Raw genomic sequence first — 26,070 nt, 5'->3', positions numbered from 1 at the left:
ACCGGCGACGTCCGACCAGCGACGCGCCAGGGCCAGCACGTCGAGGAGGGGCGCCCGATGGATGATGCGACGAACCAGGAAACCTGGACGATTCCGGACGTCCAGGGCGACGATCATGTCTCGCCCCTGCTCGGCCGCCAGGTCGAGGTGACCGGCATCGTCACCGCCTTAAGCTCCAACGGCTTCTACCTGCAGGACCCGCAGGGCGACGGCGACGACGCCACCTCCGACGCGGTGTTCGTGTTCACCCGATCCGCCCCGACCGTGGCGGTGGGCGACGAACTTTCGGTGGCCGGCATGGTGTCCGAGTTCACGCCTGGCGGCGCTTCCAGCGGCAACCTCTCCACCACCCAGATCAGCCTGTCCACCAGCACGCTGCTCTCCAGCGGCAACGCCCTGCCGGCGGCCACCGTGATTGGCCAGGATGGCCGCCAGGCGCCGGGCCAGGTGATCGACGACGACGGCCTGTCCAGCTTCGATCCGAACAGCGACGGCATCGACTTCTACGAGAGCATGGAAGGCATGCGGGTCGAGGTCCGCGACGCGGTGGCGGCGAGCCCGACCAACGCGTTCGGCGAGATCGCGCTCCTGCCGGACGGCGGCGAGGGTGCGGGTGTCCGCACCGATGCCGGCGGGATCGCCCTTCGCCCGGACGACGCCAACCCCGAGCGGATCATCGTCGACGACGCGCTGGTGGCGAACCCGCCCGCGGTGAATGTCGGCGACCGGTTCGACGGGCCGGTGACCGGCGTGCTCGACTACAGCTTCGGCAACTTCAAGCTGCTCAACACCGAGGCTCTCCCGGCGGCAAGCCCGGGCGGCCTGGAGCGCGAGAGCAGCGAGCTCGTCGGCGGCGCCGACCAGCTCACGGTCGCGACCTTCAACGTCCTGAACCTGGACCCGTCCGACGGTTCGCCCAATCCCGGCAGCGACGACCAGCTCACCCGGCTGTCCCAGGACATCGTCCAGCGCCTGAACAGCCCGGACATCATCGCCGTCCAGGAGATCCAGGACAATGACGGCCCGACCGACAGCGGCGTCACCAATGCCGAGGTGACCCTGCAGCGCCTGGTCGACGGCATCGCCCAGTCCGGCGGCCCGACCTACGAGTTCGTGCAGATCGCCCCGGAGAACAACCAGGATGGCGGCCAGCCCGGCGCCAACATCCAGGTGGCCTATCTCTACAACCCCGAGCGGGTCGGCTTCGTCCCGCAGGGCGAGGCCGGTCCCACCGACGAGGTCCAGGTGGTGGACGGCGAGGACGGCGCCGGCCTGTCGCTCAATCCCGGCCGCGTGGATCCCGGCAGCCCGGCCTTCGCCGAGAACGAGCAGATCGGCTTCGAGGGCACCCGCAAGTCCCTGGCCGCCCAGTTCGAGTTCCAGGGCGAGGACGTGTTCCTGGTCAACAACCACTTCAAGTCGAAGTCCGGCGACGAGCCCCTGTTCGGCGAGAACCAGCCGGCCTTCCAGAACACCCTGGCCCAGCGCGTGTTCCAGGCCGACGAGGTCAACGACTTCGTGGACGACCTGCTGCAGGCCAGGCCCGACGCCAACGTCGTCGTGCTGGGCGACATGAACGATTTCGAGTTCTCCGAGACGCTGAAGATCCTGGCCGGCGACCAGCTCACCAACCTGGTGGACCAGCTGCCGCAGAGCGACCGCTACAGCTTCAACTTCGACGGCAATTCCCAGGCGCTCGACCATCTGCTGGTCTCCACCAGCCTGGCCGGCCGCGCGGAGATCGACATCGTCCACCTGAACGCCGATTTCGCGGAAGGCGGTCGCTCCAGCGACCACGACCCGGTGCTGGCGCGCTTCGACTTCGGCGACGGCAGCGAGGAAGGCCGGCTGGAGCTGGTCGGCCGGATCACGCCGGAGAGCGGCCTGCCCCAGGCGGCCGGCGCCGAGATCGTCGCCCACGACCCCGAGACCCAGCGCCTGTTCATCACCAACGGCGCAAACGGCAGCGTCGACGTCGTCTCGATCGCCGATCCCACCGCGCCCGAGCGGCTGTTCTCGATCGATGTCGACCAGGTGATCGAGGGCGGCTCGGTCACCAGCGTCGCGGTGAAGGACGGCCTGGTCGCCGTCGCGGTGAAGAACCCCGACCCTGCCGCCGAGGGCTTCGTCGCCCTGTTCGATGCCGACGGCACCTACCAGGGCGGTGCCGAGGTCGGCGTTGGCCCGGACCATGTCGGGTTCACCCCCGACGGCACCAGGGTGCTCACCGCCAACGAGGGCGAGCCCGTCGAGGGCGGCGACCCGCAGGGCTCGGTCTCGATCGTCGACGTGGCGACGCCGGGCTTCCTGAAGACTTCCACCGAGATCGGCTTTGGCGGCTTCGACGCCAAGGTCGAGGAGCTGCGCGACCAGGGCGTGCGGATCTTCCCCAACACCCTGCCCTCCACCGATTTCGAGCCGGAATATCTGTCGGTCTCCGCCGACGGCAAGACCGCGATGGTGACCCTCCAGGAGAACAACGCGGTCGCGATCCTGGACCTGGAGACCCGGCAGTTGACCGGCATCGTGCCGCTCGGGCTGAAAAACCACGACCAGGCCGGCAACGGCCTGGACGCCAGCGACCGCGACGACGGCATCGCGATCGACAACTGGCCGGTGTTCGGCATGTACATGCCGGACAACATCGCGAGCTTCCAGTCGGGCGGCGCCACCTACTACGTGATCGCCAACGAGGGCGACGACCGCGGCGAGGACGAGCGGGTCAAGGATCTGGACCTCGACCCCACCGCCTTCCCCGATGCCGACGAACTGCAGGCCGACGAGCAGATCGGCCGGCTGGGCGTGTCCGGCATCGACGGCGACACCGACGGCGACGGCGACCACGACGTGCTGCAGTCCTATGGCGCCCGATCGTTCTCGGTGCTCGACGCGAGCGGCAAGATCGTCTTCGACAGCGGCGACCAGTTCGAGCAGATCATCGCGAAGCACCTGCCCGAATACTTCAACAGCGACAACGAAGAGAACGACAGCTTCGACTCTCGCAGCGACAACAAGGGTCCGGAGCCGGAAGGCATCGCGGTCGGCGAGGTCGACGGCACGCCCTATGCCTTTGTCGGGCTGGAGCGGGTCGGTGGCATCATGGTGTTCGACCTGAGCGACCCGCACGCGCCCGAGTTCGTGACCTACATGAACAGCCGCGATTTTAGCGCGCCGATCGACAGCCTGGAGGCCGGCGACATCGGGCCCGAGGGCCTGACCTTCATCAGCGCCGAGGACAGCCCGAGCGGCAAGCCGATGATCGCGGTGGCGCATGAGATCAGCGGCACCACCGCCCTCTACGAGTTCACCCCGCCGGCCTCCGAGCCCGGCGAGACCTTCGAGCTGCAGCTCCTGCACGCCTCTGACCTGGAGGGCGGCGTCGAGGCGATCGACAACGCCCCGAACTTCGCGGCCATCGTGGAGGGCCTGGAGCAGCAGGCGGCCAACACCCTGGTCCTGTCCGCGGGCGACAACTACCTGCCAGGGCCTTTCCTGAACGCCGCGGCCGACCCGGTGTTCAGCGAGAACGGCGTGTTCAACAGCGTCTACAACCAGCTCTTTGGGCTGGACGCGGACGGCTATGCGGCCCTGGAGCGCGGGGCCGGCCGGATCGACGTGTCGATCATGAACGTGATCGGCTTTGACGCCTCGGCGGTGGGCAACCACGAGTTCGACCTTGGCACCAGCGCCTTCGCCTCGATCATCGCCGCCGACCAGGGCGATGCCGACGGGGTCGCCGACGATGGCTGGGTCGGCGCCCAGTTCCCCTACCTCTCCGCCAATCTCGACTTCAGCGGCGACGGCGCGCTGGCCGGCCTGTTCACCGGCGAGATCCTGCCGTCCTCCGACATCGCCTCCGGCCCGGACCAGTCCGAAGCCGGCCTGGACCTGCCCAAGCTGGCGCCGGCCACCGTGGTCGACGTCAACGGCGAGAAGATCGGCGTGGTCGGCGCCACCACCCAGCTGGTCGAGACGATCTCCTCGACCGGCGGCGTCACGGTCACGGGCGAGCCCGGCGGCAACGACATGGCCCAGCTGGCCGAGGTGCTGAACCCGGTGATCGACCAGCTCCAGGCGCAGGGCATCGACAAGATCGTGCTGGCCTCGCATCTCCAGCAGATCAGCCTGGAAGAGGAACTGGTCGGCCTGCTGGACGGGGTCGACATCGTGATCGCCGGCGGCTCGGACACGATCCTGGCCGATGCCGACGACACCCTCCATCCCGGTGACCTGGCCGAGGCCGGCTATCCGATCCTCACCGAGAACGCCGACGGCGATGCCGCGGTGATCGTCAGCACCGACGGCGAGTACAGCTATGTCGGCCGCCTGAACGTCACCTTCGACGCCGACGGCGTGATCATCCCGGACAGCATCGACCCGGCCATGAACGGCCCGATCGCCACCACCGCCGACAACGTCGCGGCGATCTGGGGCGAGGCCGATCCGTTCGCGGACGGCAGCAAGGGCGCCTTGGTGGCCGAGCTGGTCGACGCGGTGAGCGACATCGTCGCCGAGCAGGACGGCAACGTGTTCGGCAGCACCGAGGTGTTCCTGGAAGGCCGGCGCGAGCTGGTCCGCACCGAGGAAACCAATCTGGGCGACCTCTCGGCCGACGCCAACCTGGCCTATGCCCGCTCGGTCGACCCGGAGGTGCAGGTCTCGATCAAGAACGGCGGCGGCATCCGCTCCTTCATCGGCGAGATCGGCCAGGACGGCAGCCTCCTGCCGCCGCAGGGCAACCCCGATGCCGGCAAGGAGCCGGGCGACGTCTCCCAGCTCGACATCGTGAACTCGCTTCGCTTCAACAACGCGCTCTCGATCGTCACCACCACCGCCGAGGGGCTGAAGGAGCTCCTGGAGCACGGCGTGGCCGCCACCGGCGAGGGCAGCTCGCCCGGCCAGTTCCCGCAGGTCGGCGGGGTCGCGTTCAGCTTCGACCCGGACCTCGAGCCCGGCGCGCGCGTCCAGTCGCTGGCGATCGTGGACGAGGACGGCCAGGTGGTCGACGAGGTGGTCCAGGGCGGCGAGGTGGTGGGCGACGCCGCAAGGGCCATCAAGGTCACCACCCTGTCCTTCCTGGCGGATGGCGGGGACGGCTATCCCTTCCCCGAGCTGATCTCCGACCGGGTCGACCTGTTCGACGAGGACGCGCCGGCGCTCACCGGCGACGCGGTGTTCGCGCCGGACGGCACCGAGCAGGACGCGCTGGCCGAGTACCTGGCGGCGAGCTTCGGCGAAACGCCGTTCGCCATCGCCGAAACCCCGGCGGACCAGGACGAGCGCATCCAGAACCTGGCGCTGCGCGAGGACGGGGTGTTCATGAACCCGGCCGGTCTCACCGAGACCCTGGTGCCGGACATGGCGGCGGTCGCCTGACCGGAGCGCCTTGAAGAAAATCCGCCGGTGCCGCGATGGCGCCGGGGCCAGCGGCCGGCCCCTCGGGGCCGGCCGTCCCGTTTTCGTCAGCCGGCGGCCGGGGCCATTTCGGGGCCCTGGTCGTGGCGGCGGGTCTCGATCATCCGTGCCAGTTCCTCCCAGCTCATTTCCGGAGCCGGGTGGTGGAGACTGGTCTCCCGGTGCTTCTCCCGCTCGTTCCGTAGCCAGGCAGTCTCATCGTCGAACGCAGCGATGATCCTGTCCCGAAGGCTCTTGGTCGCGCGATCCTGCATGCTGTTCTGCTCACCTCGTGGGAGGGCCGGTCGGCCCGACTTGGCAACGGTTGGGGATGTACGAGGTGTCGTTGGAAAACTCCAGCAGGGCCTCGGAACATGTCTCAAGGTTAACGCTTGTTACTCAGGCGGTCGTTCTGGCCCGTCAGGATCGCGGTCCGGATCCGCTGCGGGTCGAGCGGCAGGTCGTGCAGCCTCTGCCCGGTCGCGTCGCGGATCGCGTTGGCCAGGGCAGCTCCGGCCGGTCCCTGCGCCGCCTCGGCCACGCCCAGGAACGGCAGGCCCGGCCGGTCCAGCAGTTCCACCTCGACCGTGTCGGGCAGGTCGGAGAAGCGCAGGATCGGGTAGGCCGACCAGTCCACCGAGGTGATCCGGGTCCGGTCGAAGCTCACCCGCTCGAACAGGGTCCAGCTGGCCGCCTGCACGATCCCGCCTTCGATCTGGTTGCGCACCCCGTCCGGGTTGACGATCTGGCCGGTATCCACCGCCGCCGCCACCCGCCGGATCGCGACCTGCCCGCTTTCGCGATCCACCGCGACCTCCATGGCGACCGCGCAATAGGCCTCGAGGTTCTTGTAGCGTGCGAAGGCGAAGCCGCAGCCGGTCCCGCCCGGGCCGGCCGGCCGGCTGTCCCAGGCGAACCGCCGGGCCGCCGCCAGCACCACCTCCCGGGCGCGCGCGTCCTGCAGGTGGCGCAGCCGGAACTGCACCGGGTCCTGCCCGGACAGGAGCGCCAGGTCGTCCATGCTGCTCTCGATCGCCATCACGTTCAGGTAGCCGCCGAGCGAGCGCATCGAGGAGCCGCGCAGGGGCATGTCCGGCAGGAAATGATGCACCACCCGGGCCTGGGCGAAGGCATAGAGCGGGATCGCGTTGCGGTCGCCGCCGCCTTGCGGCTGCGCCAGCTGCACGGGCGGGGCCGGCGGGGCGGGATCCGCCTTGTGCCGCGCGGCCAGCAGCGTGCCGGGCGGCCCCGGCCGCATCATGTGCGACTGGCTCCAGACCTCGTGGTGCCAGGCGGCCACCGCGCCGTCCGCGCCCACCGCCGCCCGCAGCGCCACCACCATGCCGGGGCCGAACGGCTCCCAGCCATGCTCCTGCTCGCGCATCCACTGCACCCGGATCGGCCGGCCGGGGATCGCCCGCGCGATCAGGGCCGCATCCGCGGCGACGTCGTCCGCCCCGTTCTGGCCATAGCAGCCGGCCCCCTCGGCATGGATGCAGCGCACCCTGTCCTCGGGCAGGTCCAGCATCGCCGCGATCGCGCCGCGCAGCGGGAACACGCCCTGGCTGTGGGTCCAGACCGTCAGCCCGTCCTCGTCGGCCAGCGCCACCGCGCAGGACGGGCCGATCGAGCCATGGGCCAGGAACGGCCGGGTGAAGGTGCCGGAAACCTCCTGCCCGCCGGCCCCGGGCGACCCGGAATCGTGGATCACGGTGTCCTCGGCCGGCAGCGCCATCAGGGTTGCGGCGAGCGCGTCCTGGTCCGGCAGGCTGGCGTTCTCCCGCCATTCGGCCAGCGCGGCCAGGGTGCGCATCGCCTGGATCGCCGTCCACTCCTCCTCGGCCACCACCGCCAGGAAGCGGCCGTCGCGCACCACCCGCACGACCCCGGCCATCTGCTCCACCCGGGCGGCCGGAACCGCGACCAGCTCCGCCCCATAGCTCGGCGGGCGCACCACCCGGGCGTGCAGCATCCCGGCCGGGCGCATGTCCTGGACATAGGCCGCAGCCCCGGTGACCTTGCCCGGAAGGTCGATCCGCGGCAGCGGCCGGTCCATCACCGTGAACTCGGCGGGATCGGTCAGCCGCGACGTCGGCTGGGCGTCCGCCGAAAGGAGCTGGTCGTCGACCAGTTCGCCATAGCCCAGCCGCCGGCCATCGGGTGCGTGCACCATGCCGTTCCTGGCCACCAGGCCGGCAGCCGGGAGGCCCCAGCGCGCGGCGGCGCGGCCGATCAGGATCTCGCGGACCTGTGCCGCCGCGTGGCGGATGGCGGTCCCGGAATCGCGCATGGAATGGCTGGCAGCGGTGTAGCCCTCGTCGGGGGTGCGCCCGGTGTCGGCGGTGACCAGGGACAGGCTGCCGGGCGCAAGCTTCAGCTCCTCGGCGGCGACCTGGAGGAGCGCGGTCTTGAGGCCCTGGCCGAGCTCGGCCTTGCCGGTCAGCACCGTCGCCGCCCCGTTCCGGTCCACCCGGATCCAGGCGTCCAGGCGCGGCGTGTCGTCGAGGCTGCCGGGCAGCCCCCGCACCGGCAGGCCGCCGCCCTTGCCGGTCTCAGTCTGCGCCAGCGCCGGCCCCAGGCGGAAGCCCAGCACCAGCCCGCCGAGCCCGGCCAGGACCGGGCGCCGGGACAGCCGCACGCTCATTGTTCCGCTCCCAGCTCGAACGCCATCTGGGTCTGCATGGCGTCGGCGGCGCGCCGCACCGCGCGCAGGATGCGCATGTGGGTGCCGCAGCGGCACAGATGCGGCTCCAGCTCGGCGCGGATCGCCTGGTCGGTGGGCGCCGGGTCGCGTTCCAGCAGCGCCTGCGCCCGCATCATCATCCCGGGGATGCAGTAGCCGCATTGCGCCGCCTGCTCGTCGATGAAGGCCTGCTGCAGCGGGCCGGGCTCGGCAGCGCTGCCCAGCCCTTCCAGGGTGGTGACCCGGCGGCCAGCCGCCAGCATGACCGGGGTGACGCAGGAGAACACCGCGTCGCCCCCCAGCATCACCGTGCAGGCGCCGCATTGGCCGAGCCCGCAGCCATATTTGGCAGCGTTCAGCCCGAGCTCGTCGCGCAGCACGTAGAGCAGCGGCGTGTCCGGGCTGGCCTGGACGTCATGGTCCTGGCCGTTGACGTTGAGAATGGTCATCGGGGCGCTCCGGCCGGATGGGCGGTTGGCATGGCAGGCCTGGCGGCGGCGCGCGCCGTGCGGACCACGGCCTCGATCCCGGTCCAGGCAGGCTTGTCGGTGAACGCGCCGCGCAGGTAGCCGGCAAGATCGACCAGCTGCGCGTCGGACAGCATGCCGGCAAAGCCCGGCATCACCGGGGCGGCCTGCCCGCTCTCGGCCGGCACGCCCTCCAGCACCAGGTTCACCAGGTTGGCCGGGCCCGGTCCGGCGAGCGCCGTCGACAGGCCCAGGTCCACCGCCCCCAGCGGCAGCTCCCTGCCGCTCTCGTGGCAGGACGCGCAGGCGGCGGCGTACAGGGCGGCGCCGGGCTGGTCCGGGGCAGCCGGCGTGGCGGCCTGCAGGCCCGCGGAAGCCGCCCGGCGCCCGGGCGCCGCGGCATCCCCCGCCGGCACCGGCCGGTGCGGCCCGGCCGGACCTGGCCCGGCGCCGCCCGCGCCGCTCCCCAAGGAGGCCAGGTAGTGGGCAATGGCGGCGACGTCGCTGTCGGGCGCGTCCGCCAGGTTGCGGACCACCGGCGCCATCGGGCCCCGGGCGCTGCCGTGCAGCGGGTGGAAGCCCTGGCGCAGGTACTGGCGCAGGGCCGCCTCGTCCCAGGGCACCGGTGCCGGCGAGGCCGGTCCCAGCGCCGGCGCATCCCAGCCCTCCGCCTGGCCGCCGGCCAGGGCGCGGCCCGCCTCCTCGGCGCCCATCAGGTTGCGCGGCGTGTGGCAGCCGCCGCAATGGCCGAGCCCGTCGACCAGGTACTTGCCGCGATTCCAGGCGGCGTCCCGGGACGGGTCGGGCACGAAGCGGCCCTGGTCCAGGAACAGGAGCTTCCAGCCGGCCAGCACCAGCCGGATGTTGACCGGGAACACCAGCCGGTTCGGCGGGACCAGGGCCTGCACCGGATCGCGGGTCATCACGTAGGCGTAGAGAGCCCGCAGGTCCTCGTCGCCGATCCGGGTGAAGTGGTCGTAGGGAAAGGCCGGGTAGAGATGCTGCCCCAGCCGGTTCACCCCCTCCCGCATCGCCCTGGCGAACGCCGCCTCGGACCAGCTGCCGATGCCAGTCGCGGGATCGGGGGTGATGTTGGTGGAATAGATCGTGCCGAACGGGGTCGGCATCGGCAGGCCGCCCGCGAGTTCCTGGCCGCCTTTGGCGGTGTGGCAGGTCCGGCAGTCGCCCAGCAGCGCCAGCTCCTGGCCCCGGCGGACCAGGGCGGGCTCGAAGCCGGAGGCGGCGGGCGGGTCGACCGGCGGGATCGGAAACCGCCAGGCCAGGACCAGGAAGCCGCCGACCAGAAGGGCGCCCGCCGCCACGACTCCCATGATCCACCGTCGCAGCCGCATCGTTTCCATCCGCTTCTCGTGCTGGATGCGATGGAGCAGGTAGGCCCGGAACCGGCTTGTCGGATCTTGAGTTGGTTGGACCATCCTGCTGATTACCGACAAGGACATGCCGTTCCGGCCGAGCCACCTTGGCCGGCAGCGAATCGTCCAAGACCCGGATTGCTCCGCCGCCGGATAGACGGCCTGGCATCCGAGCCCGTCCCCCGATCGAAAGTCCAAGCATGACCTCGCTGTTCGACCCGATCCGCCTGGGCCAGATCCAGGCTCCCAACCGCATGTTCATGGCGCCCCTGACCCGCGGCCGCGGCACCCGGGCGCATGTGCCGACCCCGCTGATGGCCGACTACTACCGCCAGCGCGCCTCGGCCGGCCTGATCATCAGCGAGGCGATCGGGATCAGCCAGCAGGGCCTGGGCTGGGCCTATGCCACCGGGTTGTGGAACCAGGAGCAGGTCGACGGCTGGGCGTCGGTCGTGGAGGCGGTCCATGCCGAGGGCGGCAGGATCGTGGCGCAGCTCTGGCACATGGGCCGGATCGTCCACCCGAGCTTCCTGGACGGCGGCCAGAGCGTGTCGGCCTCGGCCACCACCGCGCCGGGCTTCGCCCACACCTATGCCGGCAAGCAGCCCCACGCGCAGGCCCGCGCGCTGGAGGTGGACGAGATCCCGGCGATCCTGGACGACTACCGCAAGGCCGCCCGCAACGCGCTGGCCGCCGGGTTCGACGGCGTGCAGATCCACGCCGCCAACGGCTACCTGATCGACCAGTTCCTGCGCGCCGCCGCCAACCACCGCACCGACGCCTATGGCGGCTCGATCGAGAACCGCATGCGCCTGCTGGTCCAGGTGGTCGAGGCGGTGGCCGGCGCCATCGGCGCGGACCGCACCGGAGTCCGGCTCTCGCCGAACGGCGATTCCCAGGGCGTCACCGATCCCGATCCGGTGCCGCTGTTCCGCGCCGCCGCGACCGAGCTCGGCCGGATCGGCATCGCGTTCCTGGAGCTGCGCGAGCCGGGGCCGGACGGCACCCGCGGCAAGCCGGACCACCCGCCCGTCCACCCGGCGATCCGCCAGGCGTTCACCGGCCCGCTCGTGCTCAACTCCGACTATGACGGGCCGAAGGCCCAGGCGGCGCTGGACCGGGGCGAGGCCGACGCCATCGCGTTCGGGCGCGGCTTCCTGGCCAACCCGGACCTGCCCGACCGGATCCGCCACGGCCTCCCACTGGCCCCGGACGACATGGAGACGTGGTACACCCAGGGGCCGGAGGGCTACACCGACTATCCGCGCGCCGCGCCGGTCCATGCGGATGCCGCCGCCGGCTGACCGGCCTGGCCTTTCCTTCCCGGCGCGGACCGTCCGGGGATCCCGCGCCGGGACGCCCATTCTCCCGCCGCCATGAGGAGACGCAGGTGACCGAGCCAACCGCCGCAGCGCCGCTTGGGAACGACCCGGGCGATCCCACCGATCCCTACCTGCGTCCGGACCAGACCTTTCCGCGCCTCCTCCCGGAGATGGCGGCCCGGATCGCGGCCTATGGCAGCGAGGAAGCCGTCCCGGCCGGAACCCTGCTCTACCGGCGGGGCGAGCGCGGGGTCGATTTCTTCCTGGTGCTGGAGGGCGAGGTCGAGGTCTTCGAGGAGCACCCGCAAAGCGGGCGCCACGTCTTCGCCACCCACAGCGCCCGCCAGTTCACCGGCGAGATGAACCTCCTGAACGATCGCGAGATCCTGGTGAGCTGCCAGGCCGCGGTCGAGAGCCGGGTGGTCCGGATCGGCCAGCCCTCCTTCCGCCGCCTCCTGGCGGCCGAGGCCGACATCGCCGAGATCGTGATGCGCGCCTTCATCCTGCGCCGGGTCGGCTTCATCCGGCACGGGCTCGGCGGGGTGATCCTCTTGGGCGGCAGCCATGACGGCGGCACCCTGCGCCTGCAGCGCTTCCTGGTCCGCAACGGCTACCCGCACCGCCCGGTGGCCGCCGAGCGGGACACCGAGACCACCGCCGGCCTGATGCGGGAGTTCGGTCTCGCCCCGGCCGACCTGCCCGCGGTGATCGCACCCGGCCGGCTGGTCCTGCGCAACCCCTCCACCTACGAGATGGCCCGGCAGCTGGGCCTGACCGAGCGGATCGACGCGGCGGAGCCGTTCGATCTGGCGGTGGTCGGCGCCGGGCCGGGCGGCCTGGCGGCGGCGGTCTATGCCGCCTCGGAAGGCCTTTCCACCATCGTGGTCGAGCAGGAGGCGCCGGGCGGCCAGGCCGGGACCACCACCCGGATCGAGAACTATCTGGGCTTCCCCACCGGCATCTCCGGCGCCGCGCTCGCCGGACGCGCCCAGGCGCAGGCGCAGAAGTTCGGCGCGCACCTGGCCCTGGCGCGGGCATCCCGGGCACTCCATTGCGCCAGCCTGCCCTACCGGATCGACCTGCAGGACGGCTCCAGCGTGCAGGCCCGCGCGGTCGTGGTCGCGACCGGCGCCCGCTACCGGAAGCTCGACCTGCCGGACTACGACCGGTTCGAGGGCCAGGGCATCCATTACGCCGCCACCGCCATGGAGGCGCGCCTGTGCGAGGCGGAGGAGGTGGCGGTGGTGGGCGGCGGCAACTCGGCCGGCCAGGCCGCCGTGTTCCTCGCCCGCACCGCCGCCCACGTCCACGTGCTGGTGCGCGGGCCGGGCCTGGCCGCCACCATGTCCGACTATCTGGTCCGCCGGATCGAAACCTCGCCGAAGATCACCGTCCACCCCTTCACCGAGGTGGTGGCGCTGGCGGGCGACACGCTGTTGCGCCGGGTGACCTGGCAGGACCGCCAGAGCGGCCAGCAGGAGACCCGCGAGGTCGGCAGCCTGTTCGTGATGATCGGCGCCATGCCCAACACCGAGTGGCTGGGCGACTGCCTGCCGCTGGACGCCAAGGGCTTCGTCCTGACCGGCCAGGACCGGGACGGCCTGGCCCTGCCCTCCCCGTACGCCACCACCACGCCCGGGGTGTTCGCCGTGGGCGACGTTCGCTCCGGCTCGGTCAAGCGGGTCGCCTCCGCGGTCGGTGAGGGCTCGGTGGTGGTTCAGGCCATCCACCGCTTCCTGCACCCGGGCAGCGCCTGACCGCCAGGGACCGGGTCTCGCGCATTTCCTCCCCAGCCGCCGCGCCGCAGCCTTGCCTGCTGCGGCCGTCCCGCAGCCTCGCCCGCCAAGGAGTTCCCGATGCCCTCCTGGAAGATCGCGATCGCCGGCGGGTCGCTGGGCGGCCTGTTCGCCGGGGTGCTGCTGCACGGCGCCGGCCACGACGTGGTGGTGTGCGAGCGCTCGGCCGGCGGCCTGGAGGGGCGCGGCGCCGGCCTGGTGGCGCAACGCGAGGTGTTTCGGATCATGCGCCTGGCCGGCTGCGAGCATCTGGCCAGGATCGGCGTGCTCGCTGCCGAGCGCATCTTCCTGGACCGCTCGGGCAGGATCATCGACCGGGTCGCCCAGCCGCAGACCCAGATCTCCTGGGACCGCCTGTTCCGCAGCTTTCGCGAGCGCCTGCCCGAAGGCCGCTACCTGTTGGGCGCAGAGGTGGTCGCCGCCGGACAGGACGAGGCCTCCGCCCGGCTGCGCCTGGCCGACGGCCGGGTGGTGGAAGCCGAGCTGGTGATCGGGGCGGACGGCCTGGGCTCGGCGGTGCGCGCCGAGGTGGCCGGCGGACCGGTGGCGGCGCCGGACTATGCCGGCTATGCGGCCTGGCGCGGCCTCCTGCCCGAGCGGGACCTGCCCGCCCCGGCGGCACGGGTGCTGCGCGACCGCTTCGCCTTCTTCGACGCGCCCGGCTGCCATGCGCTGGGCTATCTGGTGGCCGGCCCCGACGGATCGGTGGCGCCCGGGGAGCGGCGCTACAACTGGGTCTGGTACCGGCCTGCGCCGGTCGCCGACGGCTCGCTCGCCCGGGCGCTGACCGATGCCGACGGCAAAGCCTACCCCTTCCATCTGCCGCGCGGGCGCATGGCCCGGGCGGATCGCGACGCCCTGGTGGCGGACGCGGCGCGGCTGCTGCCGCCGCCCTTCGCCCTGGCGGTGGCCGCCGAGCCCCGGCCGTTCGTCCAGGGCATCTTCGACCATGTGGCCCCGGCCCTGGCCCGCGGCCGGATCGCGCTTCTGGGCGATGCCGCCGCGGTGGTCCGCCCGCACACCGCGATGGGCGTGGCCAAGGCCGCCGGCGACGCCATGGCCCTGGCCAGGCATCTGGCCGCCGGCGGCGACCCGGTGGCGGCGCTCCTGGCCTACGGTGCCGAGCGCCGCCCGGTCGCCCTTGAGATCGCCGATCTCGGCCGCCGCCTGGGCGCCGCCTTCGCCTGACCCGGCGGCTTCGCAGACCTCAGCCCCGGGCCGGCGGGGTCATGGGCCCGGGGGGTGGCGCGCGCAGCAGGCAGACCAGCAGCAGGCCGGCGATCGCCGCCCAGAACGTCAGCCAGAAGCCGTCGGCATAGGCCATCACCTGCGCCTCGCGCCGGACAAGGTCGGCCAGGCGCTGCAAGGCCGCCGCCTCGGCGGCCCCGGCGCTGCCGCCCAGCGCCTCGAACGGCCGGCGCAGCCCGGCCAGGACATGGCCCGGCTGTCCGTCGCCGGTCGCCACATGCAGGCCCAGGAGGTGGGAATGGACCTGCTCGCGCACGCGCAGCCAGGTGGTCATCACCGCCCGCGAGAGCTCGGTGCCGTCCAGGCGCACCACCTGCAGATAGGCCGAGAACGCGGTGGCCCTGGCCGGGCTCACATTGGCCACGCTGAACACCACGATCGCCAGGAAGGTGACGCCCTGGGCGAAGGCATGGACCAGCGCCAGCGGCACGAAGTCCGCCAGCGCCCAGTCATGGGTGACGAAGCTGCCCATCCAGCCGGCCAGCGCGAAGCAGGTCAGGCCCGCCACCAGGAGGTAGCGCACGTCGACCAGCCGGCTGGCCCAGGCGGCAAGCGGCATGATCGCCAGCAGCGGCAGGGCGGTCCAGGGCAGCAGGAGCCGGCCGATCTGCTCGGGCCGCATCTGGGCGACGCCGGCAAGGAAGCCCGGCACCAGCTGGGCGTTGCTCAGGCTGGTGGTGGCGTAGGCCACCACCAGCACGAGGCCGATCCCGGCATTGCGGGTCAGGATCGCGCTGGCATGGGCCCATGGCTCCCGCACCAGCGCCTCGTTGAGCAGGAAGCCGGCCAGCAGCGCGGCGCCGCCGGCCAGCAGCGCGGTCACCGTGCCGGACTGGAACCAGTCCAGCCGGTTGCCCTGGTCCATCCCGGCATAGATCAGCGCCACCCCGGCCCCGAGCAGCATCATGCCGCCCCAGTCGGCGCTGGCCAGGAGCTGGCGGTTGACCGGCTCGTCCGGCGTGCCCAGCCAGACCAGCAGCCCCATCAGGGGCCCGACCAGGGCGCCCTGCCAGTACAGCCACGCCCAGCCGGCCTGCTGCACGTGGAACCCCACGATCCAGTCGCCGACATTCAGGCTGAACGCCTGGCGGAAGGCGTAGATCGTGATGCCGACGATCCACCAGCGGGTCGGCAGGTTGCGGAAGATGATCGAGATCGTGGCCGGGATGAACGCGCCCAGCAGCAGGCCGTGGACCAGGTGCAGGGCGATCAGGGTCGGGTAGTCGCGCACCAGCGGGATCACGACCGAGACGAGCGCGTAGAGCATGCTGGGCCCTGTCAGCACCCGGTGGGCGCCATACACCGTCACCAGCCAGGCGATTGCCGGGGCGATCAGGATCTGCGGCGCGGTGGCGGCGGTGGCGAGCCAGGACGCCTCGTCGACGCCGAGGCCGAACGCGCCGCGCAGGTCGGGCAGGCCCACCGCGAACAGCCTCGTGTCGAAGCTCACCAGGAAGGCGCCGAGCAGGGCGCCCGCCACCAGCAGGACCGGACGGTTGGCCGGCAGGCCGATCGAGACGGGCCCGGGGGCGAGCCGGCTGGCGGTGCTAGCTGCCATCGGCGCCCTCCTCGGTCCGCCCCGCTTCAGAACCGTCCACCCGGATGCTGGCGACCACCGACATGCCCGGCCGCAGCGCCGCCAGGAGCGGCTGGTCCGGCTCCAGCTCGATCCGGACCGGGATCCGCTGGACGACCTTGGTGAAGTTGCCGGTGGCGTTGTCCGGCGGCAGCAGCGCGAACACCGAGCCGCTGGCCGGCGACAGCCGGGCGACCCGGCCGCGCAGCACCTGGCCTGGAAAGCTGTCGACGGCGATCTCGGCCGGCTGGCCCGGACGGACCCTCGCCAGCTGCGTCTCCTTGTAGCGGGCGGTGACATAGACCCGCGGCAGCGGCACCACCGAGACCAGGCTGGTGCCGGCGGTGACATAGTCGCCGACCCGGACCTGGAAGCGGCCCGCCACGCCCGAGACCGGCGCCGTGATCCGGGTGTAGCCCAGGCGCAGGCGGGCGGCGTCGCGCGCGGCCCGGTCCGCCGCCAGCTGGGCGCGCGCCACCGCCTTCTGCCCGTCCAGCACGGCCAGCTGGCTGCGCCTGGCGCGGACCGCGGCGGCGCTGGCCTTCCAGCTGGCCACGGCTTCCTGATGGGCCGCGGTGGCCTGCTCCAGGCGCTGGCGGGTGCCGGCGATGCCGCCTTCCACCAGCCGGCGCTGCCGCTCGGCTTCCTGGCTGGCCAGCTTTTCCTGCGCCTGCGCCGCCGCCTGCTCGAGCTGCGCCTGCTCGACCAGGGCGCCCTGCAGCTCCGCCTGGTTGCCGAGGTTGGCCAGGCCCGCCTGCGTCGCCCGGACGGTGGCCTCGGCCCCGGCGAGCGCCGCCCGGTAGTCGCCCGGGTCGATCTCCAGGAGCAGCTGGCCCTGCTCGACCTTCTGGAAGTCCTGGACCAGGATCCGGCGGACATTGCCGCCGACCCTGGCGCTCAGCCGGGTGGTGTCGGCATCGATGCTGGCATCGTCGGTGGTCTGCACGTCTGAGGATGCCACCCATGAGTCGAAGCGCGCGTTGGTCGCCCCGACCAGGATCAGCACCGTCAGGACCGCCAGCACCGGCACGGCCAGGCGGCGCAGCCCGCCCGGCGCCGGCGCCGCCGGCAGGGCGGCCGCCGGTTCAGGGCCAGGTGGCGGGACGGGATCCGGTGTCGTCGATGGCATCTGGGGTTCCGCAAACCCGGCGGGACGGGCCGGCATGGACAGGTCGGCCGAACCTAGTCGCGCCTGCCCCCTGCCGATTGACCGATCCGGCCATCCCGGACCCGGTCCGCCCCTGCCCGGTCCGGGCCGTTCTGCCCGGGCCCGGCCGCTGTAGAATCGTCCAAGACAGGCCCGGCGGCCCGGTTTAGAGGGATTCGGAGACTCCATGGTGCCGGGCGAGGCCGCCGGCCGCCCGGCAACGGGATGGCAGCAATCCCGGCGGCCCCGCCCCAACCTCCCGCAATGATGGGCTGCATGAGCGAATCCACCGGCGATCCCTTGCTGTCCGCCCCGACCAGCGGGCTCGCGGCGCGGATGTCGCGCAGCCATGCCGCCGTGCTGACGACGGCGGGCCTGCTGGTGGTGGCGATCTTCTCGATCGACACCTTCACCCGCCTAGGGATCGCGGTGGCGGTCCTCTACGGCGTGGTGGTGCTGATCGCGGCGGGCTTCCTGCGCCGCCGGGGTGTCCTTGCCGTGGCGGCCGGCTGCGCCGTTTTGACCGTGCTGGGCTATCTGCTCTCCCACGGCACCGACGGGTTCGGCTCGGCCGCCATCCGTGCCGCGGTGAGCCTGGTCGCGATCCTGATGACCACGATCCTGGCGCTGCGCTACCAGTCGGCCGGCATGGCCCTGCAGGAGCGCGCGGAGCTCCTGGACCTGACCCACGACGCGGTCCTGGTCCGCGGCATGGACGACGTGGTGGTCTATTGGAACCGGGGTGCCGAGGAGATGTATGGCTGGTCCCGGGCCGAGGCGATCGGCCGGCCGTTCGCAGAGCTGACCCGCACCACCCTGCCCGCCCCGGCCGGGACCATCGAGGCCCAGCTGATGCGCACCGGCCGCTGGGAAGGCGAGCTGGTGCAGCTGCGCCGGGACGGGAGCCGGATCGCGGTGGCCAGCCGCTGGGCGCTGCAGCGGGACGAGCGCGGCCGGTCCACCGGCGTGCTGGAGACCAACACCGACATCAGCGAGCGCCACCGGGCCGAGGAAGCCCTGCGTCAGGCGGAGGCCGAACTCGCCCATGTCACCCGGGTGACCACGCTCGGCGAGCTGACCGCCTCGATCGCGCACGAGATCAACCAGCCGCTGGCGGCGATCGTGACCAACGGCCATGCCGGCCTGCGCTGGTTGCAGCGCGAGGAGCCCGACCTGGGCGAGGTGCGCGCCGCGATCGAGCGGATGATCGCCGACGGCAAACGCGCCGGCGACATCATCTGGGGCCTGCGCGAGCTTTCCCGCAAGGCCATGCCGGAATGCACCGCCGTCGACCTGGCCTGCCTGATCGACCAGGCCCTGGCGCTGGTGCAGCACGAGCTGCTCCGCCACGAGGTGGTGCTGACCCGCGAGGTGCCGGCCGACCTGCCGCCGGTCCAGGGCGACCGGGTCCAGCTCCAGCAGGTGCTCATCAACCTCCTGATCAACGGCATCCAGGCGATGGCGGGCGTGGCGGACCGGCCGCGCGAGCTCTGGGTCCGCGCCCGGCGCCAGGAGGACGGCCAGGTGCTGGTGATGGTGGAGGACCGCGGCACCGGCATCGACCTGGAGATCCTGGACCGGCTGTTCCTGCCGTTCTTCACCACCCGGCCGGACGGGATGGGCATGGGCCTCTCGATCTGCCGCTCGATCGTCCAGGCCCATGGCGGGCGGATCAGCGCCTCCTGCAATCCGGGCCCGGGCGCCACCATCCAGTTCAGCCTGCCGGTCCAAGGAGACGCCGCGCCATGACCGATCCGACCGGGAGCGCCCAGCCCGGAACCGTGTTCGTGGTCGACGACGACCGGGCGATGCGGCTGGCGCTGGACAGCCTGTTCCGCTCGGTCGGCCTGCAGGTCGAGCTGCTGGATTCCACCGCCGAGTTCCTGCCGCGCCGCAAGGTGACCGGCCCCGGCTGCATCGTGCTCGACGTCCGCCTGCCCGGCACCAGCGGGCTGGACTTCCAGGACCAGCTGCGCCGCGACGGCATCCACCTGCCGGTGATCTTCATGACCGGCCATGGCGACATCCCGATGTCGGTGCGGGCGATGAAGGCCGGTGCCATCGACTTCCTGGCCAAGCCGTTCCGCGACCAGGACATGCTGGAAGCGGTGGCCGCCGCCATCGAGCGCGACCGCGCACGGCTGGCCGACGAGACCATGCTGGCGAGCCTGCAGGCCGCCTACGCGACCCTGACCCCGCGCGAGCGCGAGGTGATGGCGCTGGTGGTGACCGGGCTGATGAACAAGCAGATCGCCGCGGAGGTCGGGCTGCAGGAGATCACCGTGAAGATCCATCGCGGCCACATGATGAAGAAGATGAACGCCCGCTCGCTGGCCGAGCTGGTGCGGATGGCCGACCTCCTGGCGCCCAGTCGGCCCGGCCGTCCCGGCATCTAAACCTCCGTATGATTTTCATCCCGTCGCCGGAGGTCCATGGGTGGGCGGTCCCTTCTACCGCCCGACCGGGCATGTCCGCCCGGCGCCACCCCAGGATGTCCCGCTTGGCCGCAGACCCGGTGATCGCGATCATCGACGACGACGCTTCGGTTCGCGCCGCCATGGGCGGGCTGATCCGCTCGCTTGGGTTCGACTGCCGGCTGTTCGCCTCGGCCGAGGAGTTTCTCGCCACGGCGCGGCCGGAGGACATGGACTGCCTGGTGATGGACGTGCAGATGCCCGGCATGAGCGGGCTGGAGCTGCAGCGCCACCTCCAGGCCCGGCACGTCACGGTGCCGGTGGTGATCATCACCGCCTATCCCGAGCCGCAGATCCGCGAGCAGGCGCTCCGCGCCGGCGCCATTGGCTTCCTGGCCAAGCCGTTTCCCGCCGAGGCCATGATCGACTGCCTGGAGCAGGCCCTGCGCCGCCAGGACCCCGATCCGTCGGCCTGACGGCCGGGCATCTTGTCCATCCATGAATGAAATGTTAACGAACGGTCATTCAACGGAGGACGCGACGGGACGGCCGATCCTCGCGTTGGGACGGGAAGCGGCGGGCGTGATCCGGCCGCCTGGACCCGCTCCCCACCCTGGGGCACCGGCGCCCGGAGCAGGCGGCAGGGCGGCCATGGCCGTCCTTCGCCCCTGATCGACCAGCCCTGCCCCCAGCAGCCGCCCTCCCGACGTTGCGGGCGGCGTTCCGGGAGATCGTCATGAGCGATACCATCTCCGAACGAATCGGTGCGCTCTACTACCTCGCCCTGATCCTGCTCGGCATCTGGTTCTGGACCGAGCATGTCGCCCGCTGCATGGCCGAGGGCGCGATCGGCTTCATGGTGCTGGGCCTGTGCGCCGCCCCGGTCGGCTGGATCCACGGCGCCGGGATCGTGTTCGAGTTCTGGTGAAGCCGGCCGCCGCCTCGGGCGGCGCAGCCGGGGCCAGGCCGGCCTGCCCCGGCAAACCTTGGTATAGGTCGGACAGACCTATGCACTGGCTGGATAAACCTGCGCAGAATAGATGCACTCCACCCGACCGGCCTAAGTTCTGATCAGGAAACGCGCCCCGAACGGGCGGGCCGGCCGCAGGATCCAGCGATCCGCCGCCGCCATCCCGTCGGCCTCGGCCAGCGTTTCCCCTGATGCCGGCGGGGTCTCCCCGCGAGAACCCAAGACGCGGGAAACGACCTCCGTGAAGAGCAACTGCACGCCCACGAAGCGATACTCCGCCCATATGCGGATCGAGGCCGCCCAGACGCTCCTGGTCCAGACGCCGCGCGGCGCCCAGCTCGCCGCCACCCGGATCGCCTGCGATCGGCCGGGCCACGGGATGACCGCCCCGCACCCGCGCGAGGACGCCTATCTGGTCTCCTTGCAGCTGCGCGACCTTCCGGGCCTGCGCCTGTGGCGCAACGGCCGCCCAGTGCAGACCGGGACCTTCGCCAACGGCAGCCTCGCCATCTACGACCTGCGCGAGGCCTGGCGCGCCGACCTGTCCAGCCCGTTCGACATGCTGCACTTCCAGCTGCCGCGCGCCTCGCTGGACGAGGCCTGCGGCCGGGCCGGGAGCCGCCGCGCCGCCATGCTGGAGTTCCAGCCCGGCCAGAGCCTGCCCGACCCGGTCGCCAGCCGGCTGGGGCTGGCCCTGCTGCCGGCCCTGCGCCGGCCGGAACAGGCCAGCAGCATCTTCGTGGACCATGTCGCCCTGGCCCTGCACGCCCACATCGTCCAGCGCTATGGCGGCGCCCGGCCCACCCCCGCGGCCACCGGCGGCCTGGCGCCCTGGCAGGAGCGGCGGGTCAAGGAGGTGATCCGCGCCAACCTCGCCGACAACATCCCGCTGGCCAGGCTTGCCGCGGAATGCGGCCTCTCGCTCAGCCATTTCGCCCGCGCCTTCAAGCAGTGCACCGGGATGCCCCCGCATCGCTGGCTCCTGGAGCAGCGGGTCGAGCGCACCCGGGAACTCCTGCGCGAGACGGCCATGCCGCTCGCCGAGATCGCGCTGTCCTGCGGCTTTGCCGACCAGAGCCACTTCAACCGCGTGTTCGCCCGCAGCACCGGGACCAGCCCCGGCGCCTGGCGCCGCTCCCACCGCAGCCAGTTCCAGGCGGCCCCGCTGCTGCCGGCCTCCGATCGGATCCAGCTGCCGGCCTGAGCGGCACCACCCCTTTCCCCACCGGTCGTCCCCTCCCTACGATCGGTGCTTTCGACCCGGCGGTCCTCCTCCCCCCGACCGCCGGGTCTTTTTTTGCCCTGTTTTCCGGGCATCCCGGCCGGCTCCATCCCTTCGCGCACAAAAAAAGAAGGCCCCGGACCGGCTGGTCCGGGGCCTTCGCGCCGGTGGTGGCGCGGCGGAAGGTCAGGCCTTCGCGAACGCCAGCAGGTCGCCGTTGAACGCATCGGGTTGCGTCATGGTCAGGCCGTGCGGGGCGCCGGGATAGACCTTCAGGGTGGCGTCCCGGACCAGTTCGGCGCTCAGGTAAGCAGAGTCCGCGATCGGCACGATCTGGTCGTCGTCGCCATGGACGATCAGGGTCGGGACGTTGATCGCCTTCAGGTCCTGGGTGAAGTCGGTCTCCGAGAACGCCCGGATGCAGTCGTACTCGGCCTTCATGTCGCCCTGCATGCCCATCGCCCAGAACGCCTCGCGCAGGCCGGCGGCGGGATCGGCGCCCGGCCGGTTCGCGCCGAAGAACGGTCCGCTCAAGGTCCGGAAGAACTCCGAGCGGTCGGCCGCCACGCCGGTGCGGATCGCGTCGAAGGTCGCGATCGGCAGGCCGCCCGGGTTGGCCTCGGTCTGGAGCATGATCGGCGGCACCGCCCCCACCAGCACCGTCCTGGCCACCCGCGCGGAGCCGTGCCGGCCAAGATAGCGGACCACCTCGCCGCCGCCGGTGGAATGGCCGACCAGGATCGCGTCCTGCACGTCCAGATGGTCCAGGAGCTGGGCCAGGTCGTCGGCATAATGATCCATGTCGTTGCCCTGCCAGGTCTGGCTGGAGCGGCCATGGCCGCGCCGGTCATGGGCGATCACCCGGAAGCCGTTGCCTGCCATGAACAGCATCTGGGAGTCCCAGGCATCGGCGGAGAGCGGCCAGCCATGGGAGAACACCACCGGCGGACCGGAGCCCCAGTCCTTGTAGGCGATCTCGGTGCCGTCGCTGGTGACGAAGCGGGCCATTGGACCGCTCGCGATCGGGCTCTGGCCGGAGGCCGGCGGGGCGTGCGCTTCCAGGCCGTCGGCGCAGCCCAGGAGCGGCAGGCTCGTCACCGTGATCAGGCCGGCGGCGCCGACCAGGACATGGCGCCGGGACGCCTGGAGTTGGATGACCGGATCGCTTGGGGCCATGCTGTGTCACTCGGGATGGACGTGGGGGGATGCCGGACGAGGGCCTCGGCCGTTGCGGCGAAGGTCCTGCTCGGCCGGCCGGGACAGTATCGCCCGGCGGCCGGCGCCGATCTTGGAGGGAGCGGTGGTTTTTGCATGTTCCGGCCGCGGCCAGGGCGGCCCGCGCGGCAGCAAAACGTCCAAGATCGCGGCGCCCACAGGGGCAAGACTGTTCCCGCTCCGCGAGAGCCGGAGCTCCCCCCACCAGAGAAGGCGCTTACCCCCATGACCATGGACGATGCCAGGACCCGCCGGATGGCGCCGCTGCAGACCCCGGGCGGCCTTGGCGCCAATGCCAAAGCCGACCTTTCGGCGGCGCTGGCCGGCCTGCTCGCCGACATGTTCGCCCTCTACCTGAAGACCAAGAACTTCCACTGGCACGTGTCGGGGCCGCACTTTCGCGACTACCACCTGATGCTGGACGACCAGGCCGCCCAGATCCTGGCCACGACCGACGCCATCGCCGAGCGGGGACGCAAGCTCGGCGGCGCCACGATCCGCTCGATCGGCCATGTCGGCCGGCTGCAGCGGATCGCCGACAACGACGCGGACTTCGTCACGCCCGCCGACATGCTGGCGGAGCTGCGCTCCGACAATGCCGACATGGCGGCGCGGATGCGCGCGATGCACACGCTGTGCGACGAGCATGGCGACGTCGCCACCGCCAGCCTGCTGGAGCCCTGGATCGACGAGGCCGAGGGGCGGGTCTGGTTCCTGTTCGAGGCCGGCCGCCGCGGCTGAGCCGCCAGCGGGATCCGGCCCGCCCGGCATCGCCGGGCCGCGGCCCCTGCGCCTTTGGAGGATCTGGATGACGAAATACACCGTGCCCGGCGTCGGCCCCTATGGCGGGTCGGCCGGGGGCTGGGGCGCCCTGCAGGCGGTGGCCCGGGCGCTGCGCAGCCAGATGGCGGTCACCACCGACCTCCGCGCCCTGCTGCGCGCCAACCAGCCGAACGGGTTCGACTGCCCGGGCTGCGCCTGGCCGGACCCCCGGCACACCTCGTCGTTCGAGTTCTGCGAGAACGGCGCCAAGGCGGTGTCCTGGGAGGCGACCGGCAAGCGGGCCACCCCGGACTTCTTCGCCCGCCACCCGGTCGCCGAGCTCTGGGGCTGGTCCGACCACAAGCTGGAGGACCAGGGCCGCCTGACCCACCCGCTGGCCTACGACCATGGCAGCGACCGGTTCGTGCCGGTCGGCTGGGACGAGGCGTTCGGGCGGATCGGCCGGGCGCTCCGGCGCCTGCCGAGCCCCGACCTGGCCGAGTTCTACACCTCGGGCCGCACCTCCAACGAGGCCGCCTTCCTCTACCAGCTGTTCGTGCGCGCGTTCGGCACCAACAATTTCCCCGACTGCTCGAACATGTGCCACGAGGCCACCAGCGTCGGGCTGCCGGAATCGATCGGCGTCGGCAAGGGCACGGTGTCCCTGGACGATTTCGAGCATTGCGACACGATCTTCTGCATCGGCCACAATCCCGGCACCAACCACCCCCGCATGCTGGCCACCCTGCGCGCCGCCGCCCGGCGCGGCGTGCCGATCGTCGTGCTCAACCCGCTCAAGGAACGCGGCCTGGAGCGGTTCACCGCGCCGCAGAGCCCGGTGGAGATGCTGACGCTCGGCGCCACGCGGATCGCCTCGTCCTACCTGCAGGTGAAGGTCGGCGGCGATGTGGCGGCGCTGCAGGGCATGATGAAGGCGCTGCTGGAAGCGGACGCGCGCGAGCGCGCCGAAGGCGGCGACGGCCTGCTGGATCGGGCCTTCATTGCCCAGCACACCACCGGCTTCGCCGTTCTGGCCGACCAGCTGGCCGGCCTTGCCTGGGAGGCGGTCGAGCAGGCTTCCGGCCTGCCGCGCGCCCGGCTACGGGAAGCCGCCGCGATCTATGCCGGGGCCAGCCGGGCGATCGTCTGCTACGGCATGGGCATCACCCAGCACCGCCACGGCACCTCCAGCGTCCAGCAGATCGCCAACCTCCTGCTGCTGCGCGGCAATATCGGCCGCAAGGGTGCCGGGATCTGCCCGCTGCGCGGCCATTCCAACGTCCAGGGCGACCGCACCGTCGGGATCACCGAGGCGCCGGCCGCCGAGTTTCTGGAGCGGCTGGGCCGCGAGTTCGGGTTCACCCCGCCCAGTGCGCGGGGCCACAATGCCGTCGAGGCGGTCCAGGCGATCGGCGCGGGACGCTCGCGGGCGATGGTCTGCCTGGGCGGCAACCTCGCGGTGGCGATGGCCGATCCGGAGCTTGTGTTCGCCGGGATGCGCCGGCTGGACCTGGCGGTCCATGTCGCCACCAAGCTCAACCGCTCGCACCTGCTGACCGCCGGCGAGACCATCCTCCTGCCCTGCCTCGGCCGCACCGAGATCGACCTGCAGGAGACCGGCGCGCAGGCGGTGACGGTCGAGGATTCCATGTCCATGGTGCATGCCTCGCGCGGCGGGCTGGAGCCGGCCTCGCCGGAGCTGCGCTCCGAGCCGGCCATCATCGCCGGGATCGCGGCGGCCACCCTGCCCGGCTGCGGGATCGACTGGGCGTGGCTGATCGCCGACTATGACCGGATCCGCGACCGGATCGAGGCGGTGTTCCCGGACTTCGCCGGCTACAACCGGCGCATCCTGGAGCCGGGCGGCTTCCGCCTGCCGGTCGCCGCCGCCGAGCGGGTCTGGCACACGCCCACCGGCAAGGCCTGCTTCCTGCCGGCCCCGGGCGACGCCCAGGCCCCGCCCGTCCGCGACCCGCAGGCGCTGCTCCTCACCACGATCCGCAGCCACGACCAGTACAACACCACCATCTACGGCCTGGACGACCGCTACCGCGGCATCACCGGGCGGCGGGACGTGGTGTTCATGAACGCGCAGGACCTGGCGGCGCTCGGGCTGGTTCATGGCGAGCGGATCGACCTGGAGGCGGTGGACCCGGCCGAAGCCGGCGCCCGGCCGCCACGGGTGCTGTCCGGGATGACCGCGGTCGCCCACGACATCGCGCCGGGCTCGGCCGCCGCCTACTACCCCGAGGCCAACATCCTGGTGGCGCTGGACGACCACGACCCGCGCAGCGGAACGCCGTCCTACAAGTCGGTGCCGGTGCGGATCCGCAAGGCAGCCGCCGCCGCGGCCTGATCCGGGCGGCATCGGCGGCGCCGGCGGCAGGCTGGCGGCAACGGAATCGGCTCGGCGCTCGCAACCTGCCGGCGACTGGCGCGTTGACCGGGTGCCCGTTTGTGCTCGGGCACAGCTGCGCGGCC

The 26,070-nt window shown here is 72.1% G+C and carries 18 protein-coding genes; 11 read left to right on the top strand and 7 right to left on the bottom strand.

Translation table 11 applies throughout. The annotated features are described in order from the left end of the window. Window positions 1–57 precede the first annotated feature (57 nt). On the top strand, window positions 58–5,376 hold the full coding sequence (locus GEMRO_RS30815; RefSeq protein ID WP_205625037.1) for a choice-of-anchor I family protein: 5,319 nt from the start codon (window positions 58–60) through the stop codon (window positions 5,374–5,376). A gap of 86 nt (window positions 5,377–5,462) precedes the next feature. Here the strand turns inward: GEMRO_RS30815 and GEMRO_RS0120260 are convergent, their stop codons facing one another. The 4 genes from GEMRO_RS0120260 to GEMRO_RS30805 form a co-directional block, all read right to left on the bottom strand. Further along, on the bottom strand, window positions 5,463–5,669 hold the full coding sequence (locus GEMRO_RS0120260; RefSeq protein WP_027135466.1) for a hypothetical protein: 207 nt from the start codon (window positions 5,667–5,669) through the stop codon (window positions 5,463–5,465). A gap of 110 nt (window positions 5,670–5,779) precedes the next feature. Further along, on the bottom strand, window positions 5,780–8,038 hold the full coding sequence (locus GEMRO_RS30810) for a xanthine dehydrogenase family protein molybdopterin-binding subunit (RefSeq protein ID WP_051329280.1): 2,259 nt from the start codon (window positions 8,036–8,038) through the stop codon (window positions 5,780–5,782). After that, window positions 8,035–8,526 carry a (2Fe-2S)-binding protein gene (locus GEMRO_RS0120250; RefSeq protein ID WP_027135465.1) on the bottom strand — a complete coding sequence of 164 codons (492 nt, stop codon included), beginning with the start codon at window positions 8,524–8,526 and terminating at the stop codon, window positions 8,035–8,037. The genes GEMRO_RS30810 and GEMRO_RS0120250 overlap by 4 nt, the downstream gene beginning before the upstream one ends. Next, a complete protein-coding gene (locus GEMRO_RS30805) occupies window positions 8,523–9,896 on the bottom strand; it encodes a cytochrome c (RefSeq protein WP_084507836.1) in 1,374 nt (457 codons plus the stop codon). The genes GEMRO_RS0120250 and GEMRO_RS30805 overlap by 4 nt, the downstream gene beginning before the upstream one ends. Window positions 9,897–10,117: 221 nt before the next feature. Between GEMRO_RS30805 and GEMRO_RS0120240 the strand changes: the two genes are divergently transcribed. From GEMRO_RS0120240 to GEMRO_RS0120230, 3 genes are all read left to right on the top strand, one after another. Continuing rightward, window positions 10,118–11,221: an alkene reductase gene (locus GEMRO_RS0120240; RefSeq protein WP_027135464.1), complete on the top strand. Its 1,104-nt coding sequence runs from the start codon at window positions 10,118–10,120 to the stop codon at window positions 11,219–11,221. Between the two features lie 86 nt (window positions 11,222–11,307). Continuing rightward, window positions 11,308–12,996, top strand: coding sequence for an FAD-dependent oxidoreductase (locus GEMRO_RS0120235; RefSeq protein WP_027135463.1), 1,689 nt, complete (start codon window positions 11,308–11,310; stop codon window positions 12,994–12,996). Between the two features lie 99 nt (window positions 12,997–13,095). Further along, window positions 13,096–14,223 (top strand): FAD binding domain-containing protein, encoded by a 1,128-nt coding sequence (locus GEMRO_RS0120230; RefSeq protein WP_027135462.1) that lies wholly within the window; start codon window positions 13,096–13,098, stop codon window positions 14,221–14,223. Window positions 14,224–14,242: 19 nt separating this feature from the next. Here GEMRO_RS0120230 and GEMRO_RS0120225 read toward each other — a convergent pair whose 3' ends face one another. Next, complete coding sequence (locus GEMRO_RS0120225) at window positions 14,243–15,841, bottom strand: MFS transporter (protein WP_027135461.1); 1,599 nt, start codon at window positions 15,839–15,841, stop codon at window positions 14,243–14,245. Continuing rightward, on the bottom strand, window positions 15,831–16,988 hold the full coding sequence (locus tag GEMRO_RS30800) for an HlyD family secretion protein (RefSeq protein ID WP_035485697.1): 1,158 nt from the start codon (window positions 16,986–16,988) through the stop codon (window positions 15,831–15,833). Before GEMRO_RS30800 ends, GEMRO_RS0120225 begins: the two co-directional genes overlap by 11 nt. 294 nt (window positions 16,989–17,282) lie before the next feature. On the opposite strand from GEMRO_RS30800, the gene GEMRO_RS30795 reads away from it, so the two are divergent. The 5 genes from GEMRO_RS30795 (at window position 17,283) to GEMRO_RS30785 (ending at window position 21,594) form a co-directional block, all read left to right on the top strand. After that, window positions 17,283–18,755: a sensor histidine kinase gene (locus tag GEMRO_RS30795; RefSeq protein ID WP_084507248.1), complete on the top strand. Its 1,473-nt coding sequence runs from the start codon at window positions 17,283–17,285 to the stop codon at window positions 18,753–18,755. Then, window positions 18,752–19,402 (top strand): response regulator transcription factor, encoded by a 651-nt coding sequence (locus GEMRO_RS0120210; RefSeq protein WP_027135460.1) that lies wholly within the window; start codon window positions 18,752–18,754, stop codon window positions 19,400–19,402. Before GEMRO_RS30795 ends, GEMRO_RS0120210 begins: the two co-directional genes overlap by 4 nt. A gap of 104 nt (window positions 19,403–19,506) precedes the next feature. Beyond that, window positions 19,507–19,896, top strand: a complete 390-nt coding sequence (locus GEMRO_RS0120205) for a response regulator transcription factor (protein WP_027135459.1) — start codon at window positions 19,507–19,509, stop codon at window positions 19,894–19,896. Between the two features lie 260 nt (window positions 19,897–20,156). Continuing rightward, window positions 20,157–20,348 (top strand): hypothetical protein, encoded by a 192-nt coding sequence (locus GEMRO_RS30790; RefSeq protein WP_157505667.1) that lies wholly within the window; start codon window positions 20,157–20,159, stop codon window positions 20,346–20,348. Between the two features lie 283 nt (window positions 20,349–20,631). Further along, window positions 20,632–21,594, top strand: coding sequence for a helix-turn-helix domain-containing protein (locus tag GEMRO_RS30785; RefSeq protein WP_157505666.1), 963 nt, complete (start codon window positions 20,632–20,634; stop codon window positions 21,592–21,594). 204 nt (window positions 21,595–21,798) lie between these two features. On the opposite strand, the gene GEMRO_RS0120185 is transcribed toward GEMRO_RS30785, so the two are convergent. After that, complete coding sequence (locus GEMRO_RS0120185; RefSeq protein WP_027135458.1) at window positions 21,799–22,620, bottom strand: alpha/beta fold hydrolase; 822 nt, start codon at window positions 22,618–22,620, stop codon at window positions 21,799–21,801. 432 nt (window positions 22,621–23,052) lie between these two features. Between GEMRO_RS0120185 and GEMRO_RS0120180 the strand changes: the two genes are divergently transcribed. Beyond that, complete coding sequence (locus tag GEMRO_RS0120180) at window positions 23,053–23,568, top strand: Dps family protein (RefSeq protein ID WP_027135457.1); 516 nt, start codon at window positions 23,053–23,055, stop codon at window positions 23,566–23,568. 67 nt (window positions 23,569–23,635) lie between these two features. Further along, the gene (locus GEMRO_RS0120175) at window positions 23,636–25,945 is read left to right on the top strand and encodes an FdhF/YdeP family oxidoreductase (RefSeq protein ID WP_027135456.1); all 2,310 of its coding nucleotides are present in this window, start codon (window positions 23,636–23,638) and stop codon (window positions 25,943–25,945) included. Window positions 25,946–26,070 lie beyond the last annotated feature (125 nt).

Origin of the sequence: Geminicoccus roseus DSM 18922, assembly GCF_000427665.1 — a bacterium.
GTDB classification, from domain to species: domain Bacteria; phylum Pseudomonadota; class Alphaproteobacteria; order Geminicoccales; family Geminicoccaceae; genus Geminicoccus; species Geminicoccus roseus.
This window is presented reverse-complemented; position numbering and strand designations above follow the sequence as displayed.

Coding starts and splice junctions, on each gene's coding strand:
- GEMRO_RS30815 (WP_205625037.1), top strand. CDS start 58: ATGGATGATGCGACGAACCAGGAAACCTGGACGATTCCGGACGTCCAG.
- GEMRO_RS0120180 (WP_027135457.1), top strand. CDS start 23,053: ATGACCATGGACGATGCCAGGACCCGCCGGATGGCGCCGCTGCAGACC.
- GEMRO_RS30810 (WP_051329280.1), bottom strand. CDS start 8,038: ATGAGCGTGCGGCTGTCCCGGCGCCCGGTCCTGGCCGGGCTCGGCGGG.
- GEMRO_RS30790 (WP_157505667.1), top strand. CDS start 20,157: ATGAGCGATACCATCTCCGAACGAATCGGTGCGCTCTACTACCTCGCC.
- GEMRO_RS0120250 (WP_027135465.1), bottom strand. CDS start 8,526: ATGACCATTCTCAACGTCAACGGCCAGGACCATGACGTCCAGGCCAGC.
- GEMRO_RS30800 (WP_035485697.1), bottom strand. CDS start 16,988: ATGCCATCGACGACACCGGATCCCGTCCCGCCACCTGGCCCTGAACCG.
- GEMRO_RS0120225 (WP_027135461.1), bottom strand. CDS start 15,841: ATGGCAGCTAGCACCGCCAGCCGGCTCGCCCCCGGGCCCGTCTCGATC.
- GEMRO_RS0120240 (WP_027135464.1), top strand. CDS start 10,118: ATGACCTCGCTGTTCGACCCGATCCGCCTGGGCCAGATCCAGGCTCCC.
- GEMRO_RS0120185 (WP_027135458.1), bottom strand. CDS start 22,620: ATGGCCCGCTTCGTCACCAGCGACGGCACCGAGATCGCCTACAAGGAC.
- GEMRO_RS30795 (WP_084507248.1), top strand. CDS start 17,283: ATGAGCGAATCCACCGGCGATCCCTTGCTGTCCGCCCCGACCAGCGGG.
- GEMRO_RS0120175 (WP_027135456.1), top strand. CDS start 23,636: ATGACGAAATACACCGTGCCCGGCGTCGGCCCCTATGGCGGGTCGGCC.
- GEMRO_RS0120260 (WP_027135466.1), bottom strand. CDS start 5,669: ATGCAGGATCGCGCGACCAAGAGCCTTCGGGACAGGATCATCGCTGCG.
- GEMRO_RS0120210 (WP_027135460.1), top strand. CDS start 18,752: ATGACCGATCCGACCGGGAGCGCCCAGCCCGGAACCGTGTTCGTGGTC.
- GEMRO_RS30805 (WP_084507836.1), bottom strand. CDS start 9,896: ATGCGGCTGCGACGGTGGATCATGGGAGTCGTGGCGGCGGGCGCCCTT.
- GEMRO_RS0120230 (WP_027135462.1), top strand. CDS start 13,096: ATGCCCTCCTGGAAGATCGCGATCGCCGGCGGGTCGCTGGGCGGCCTG.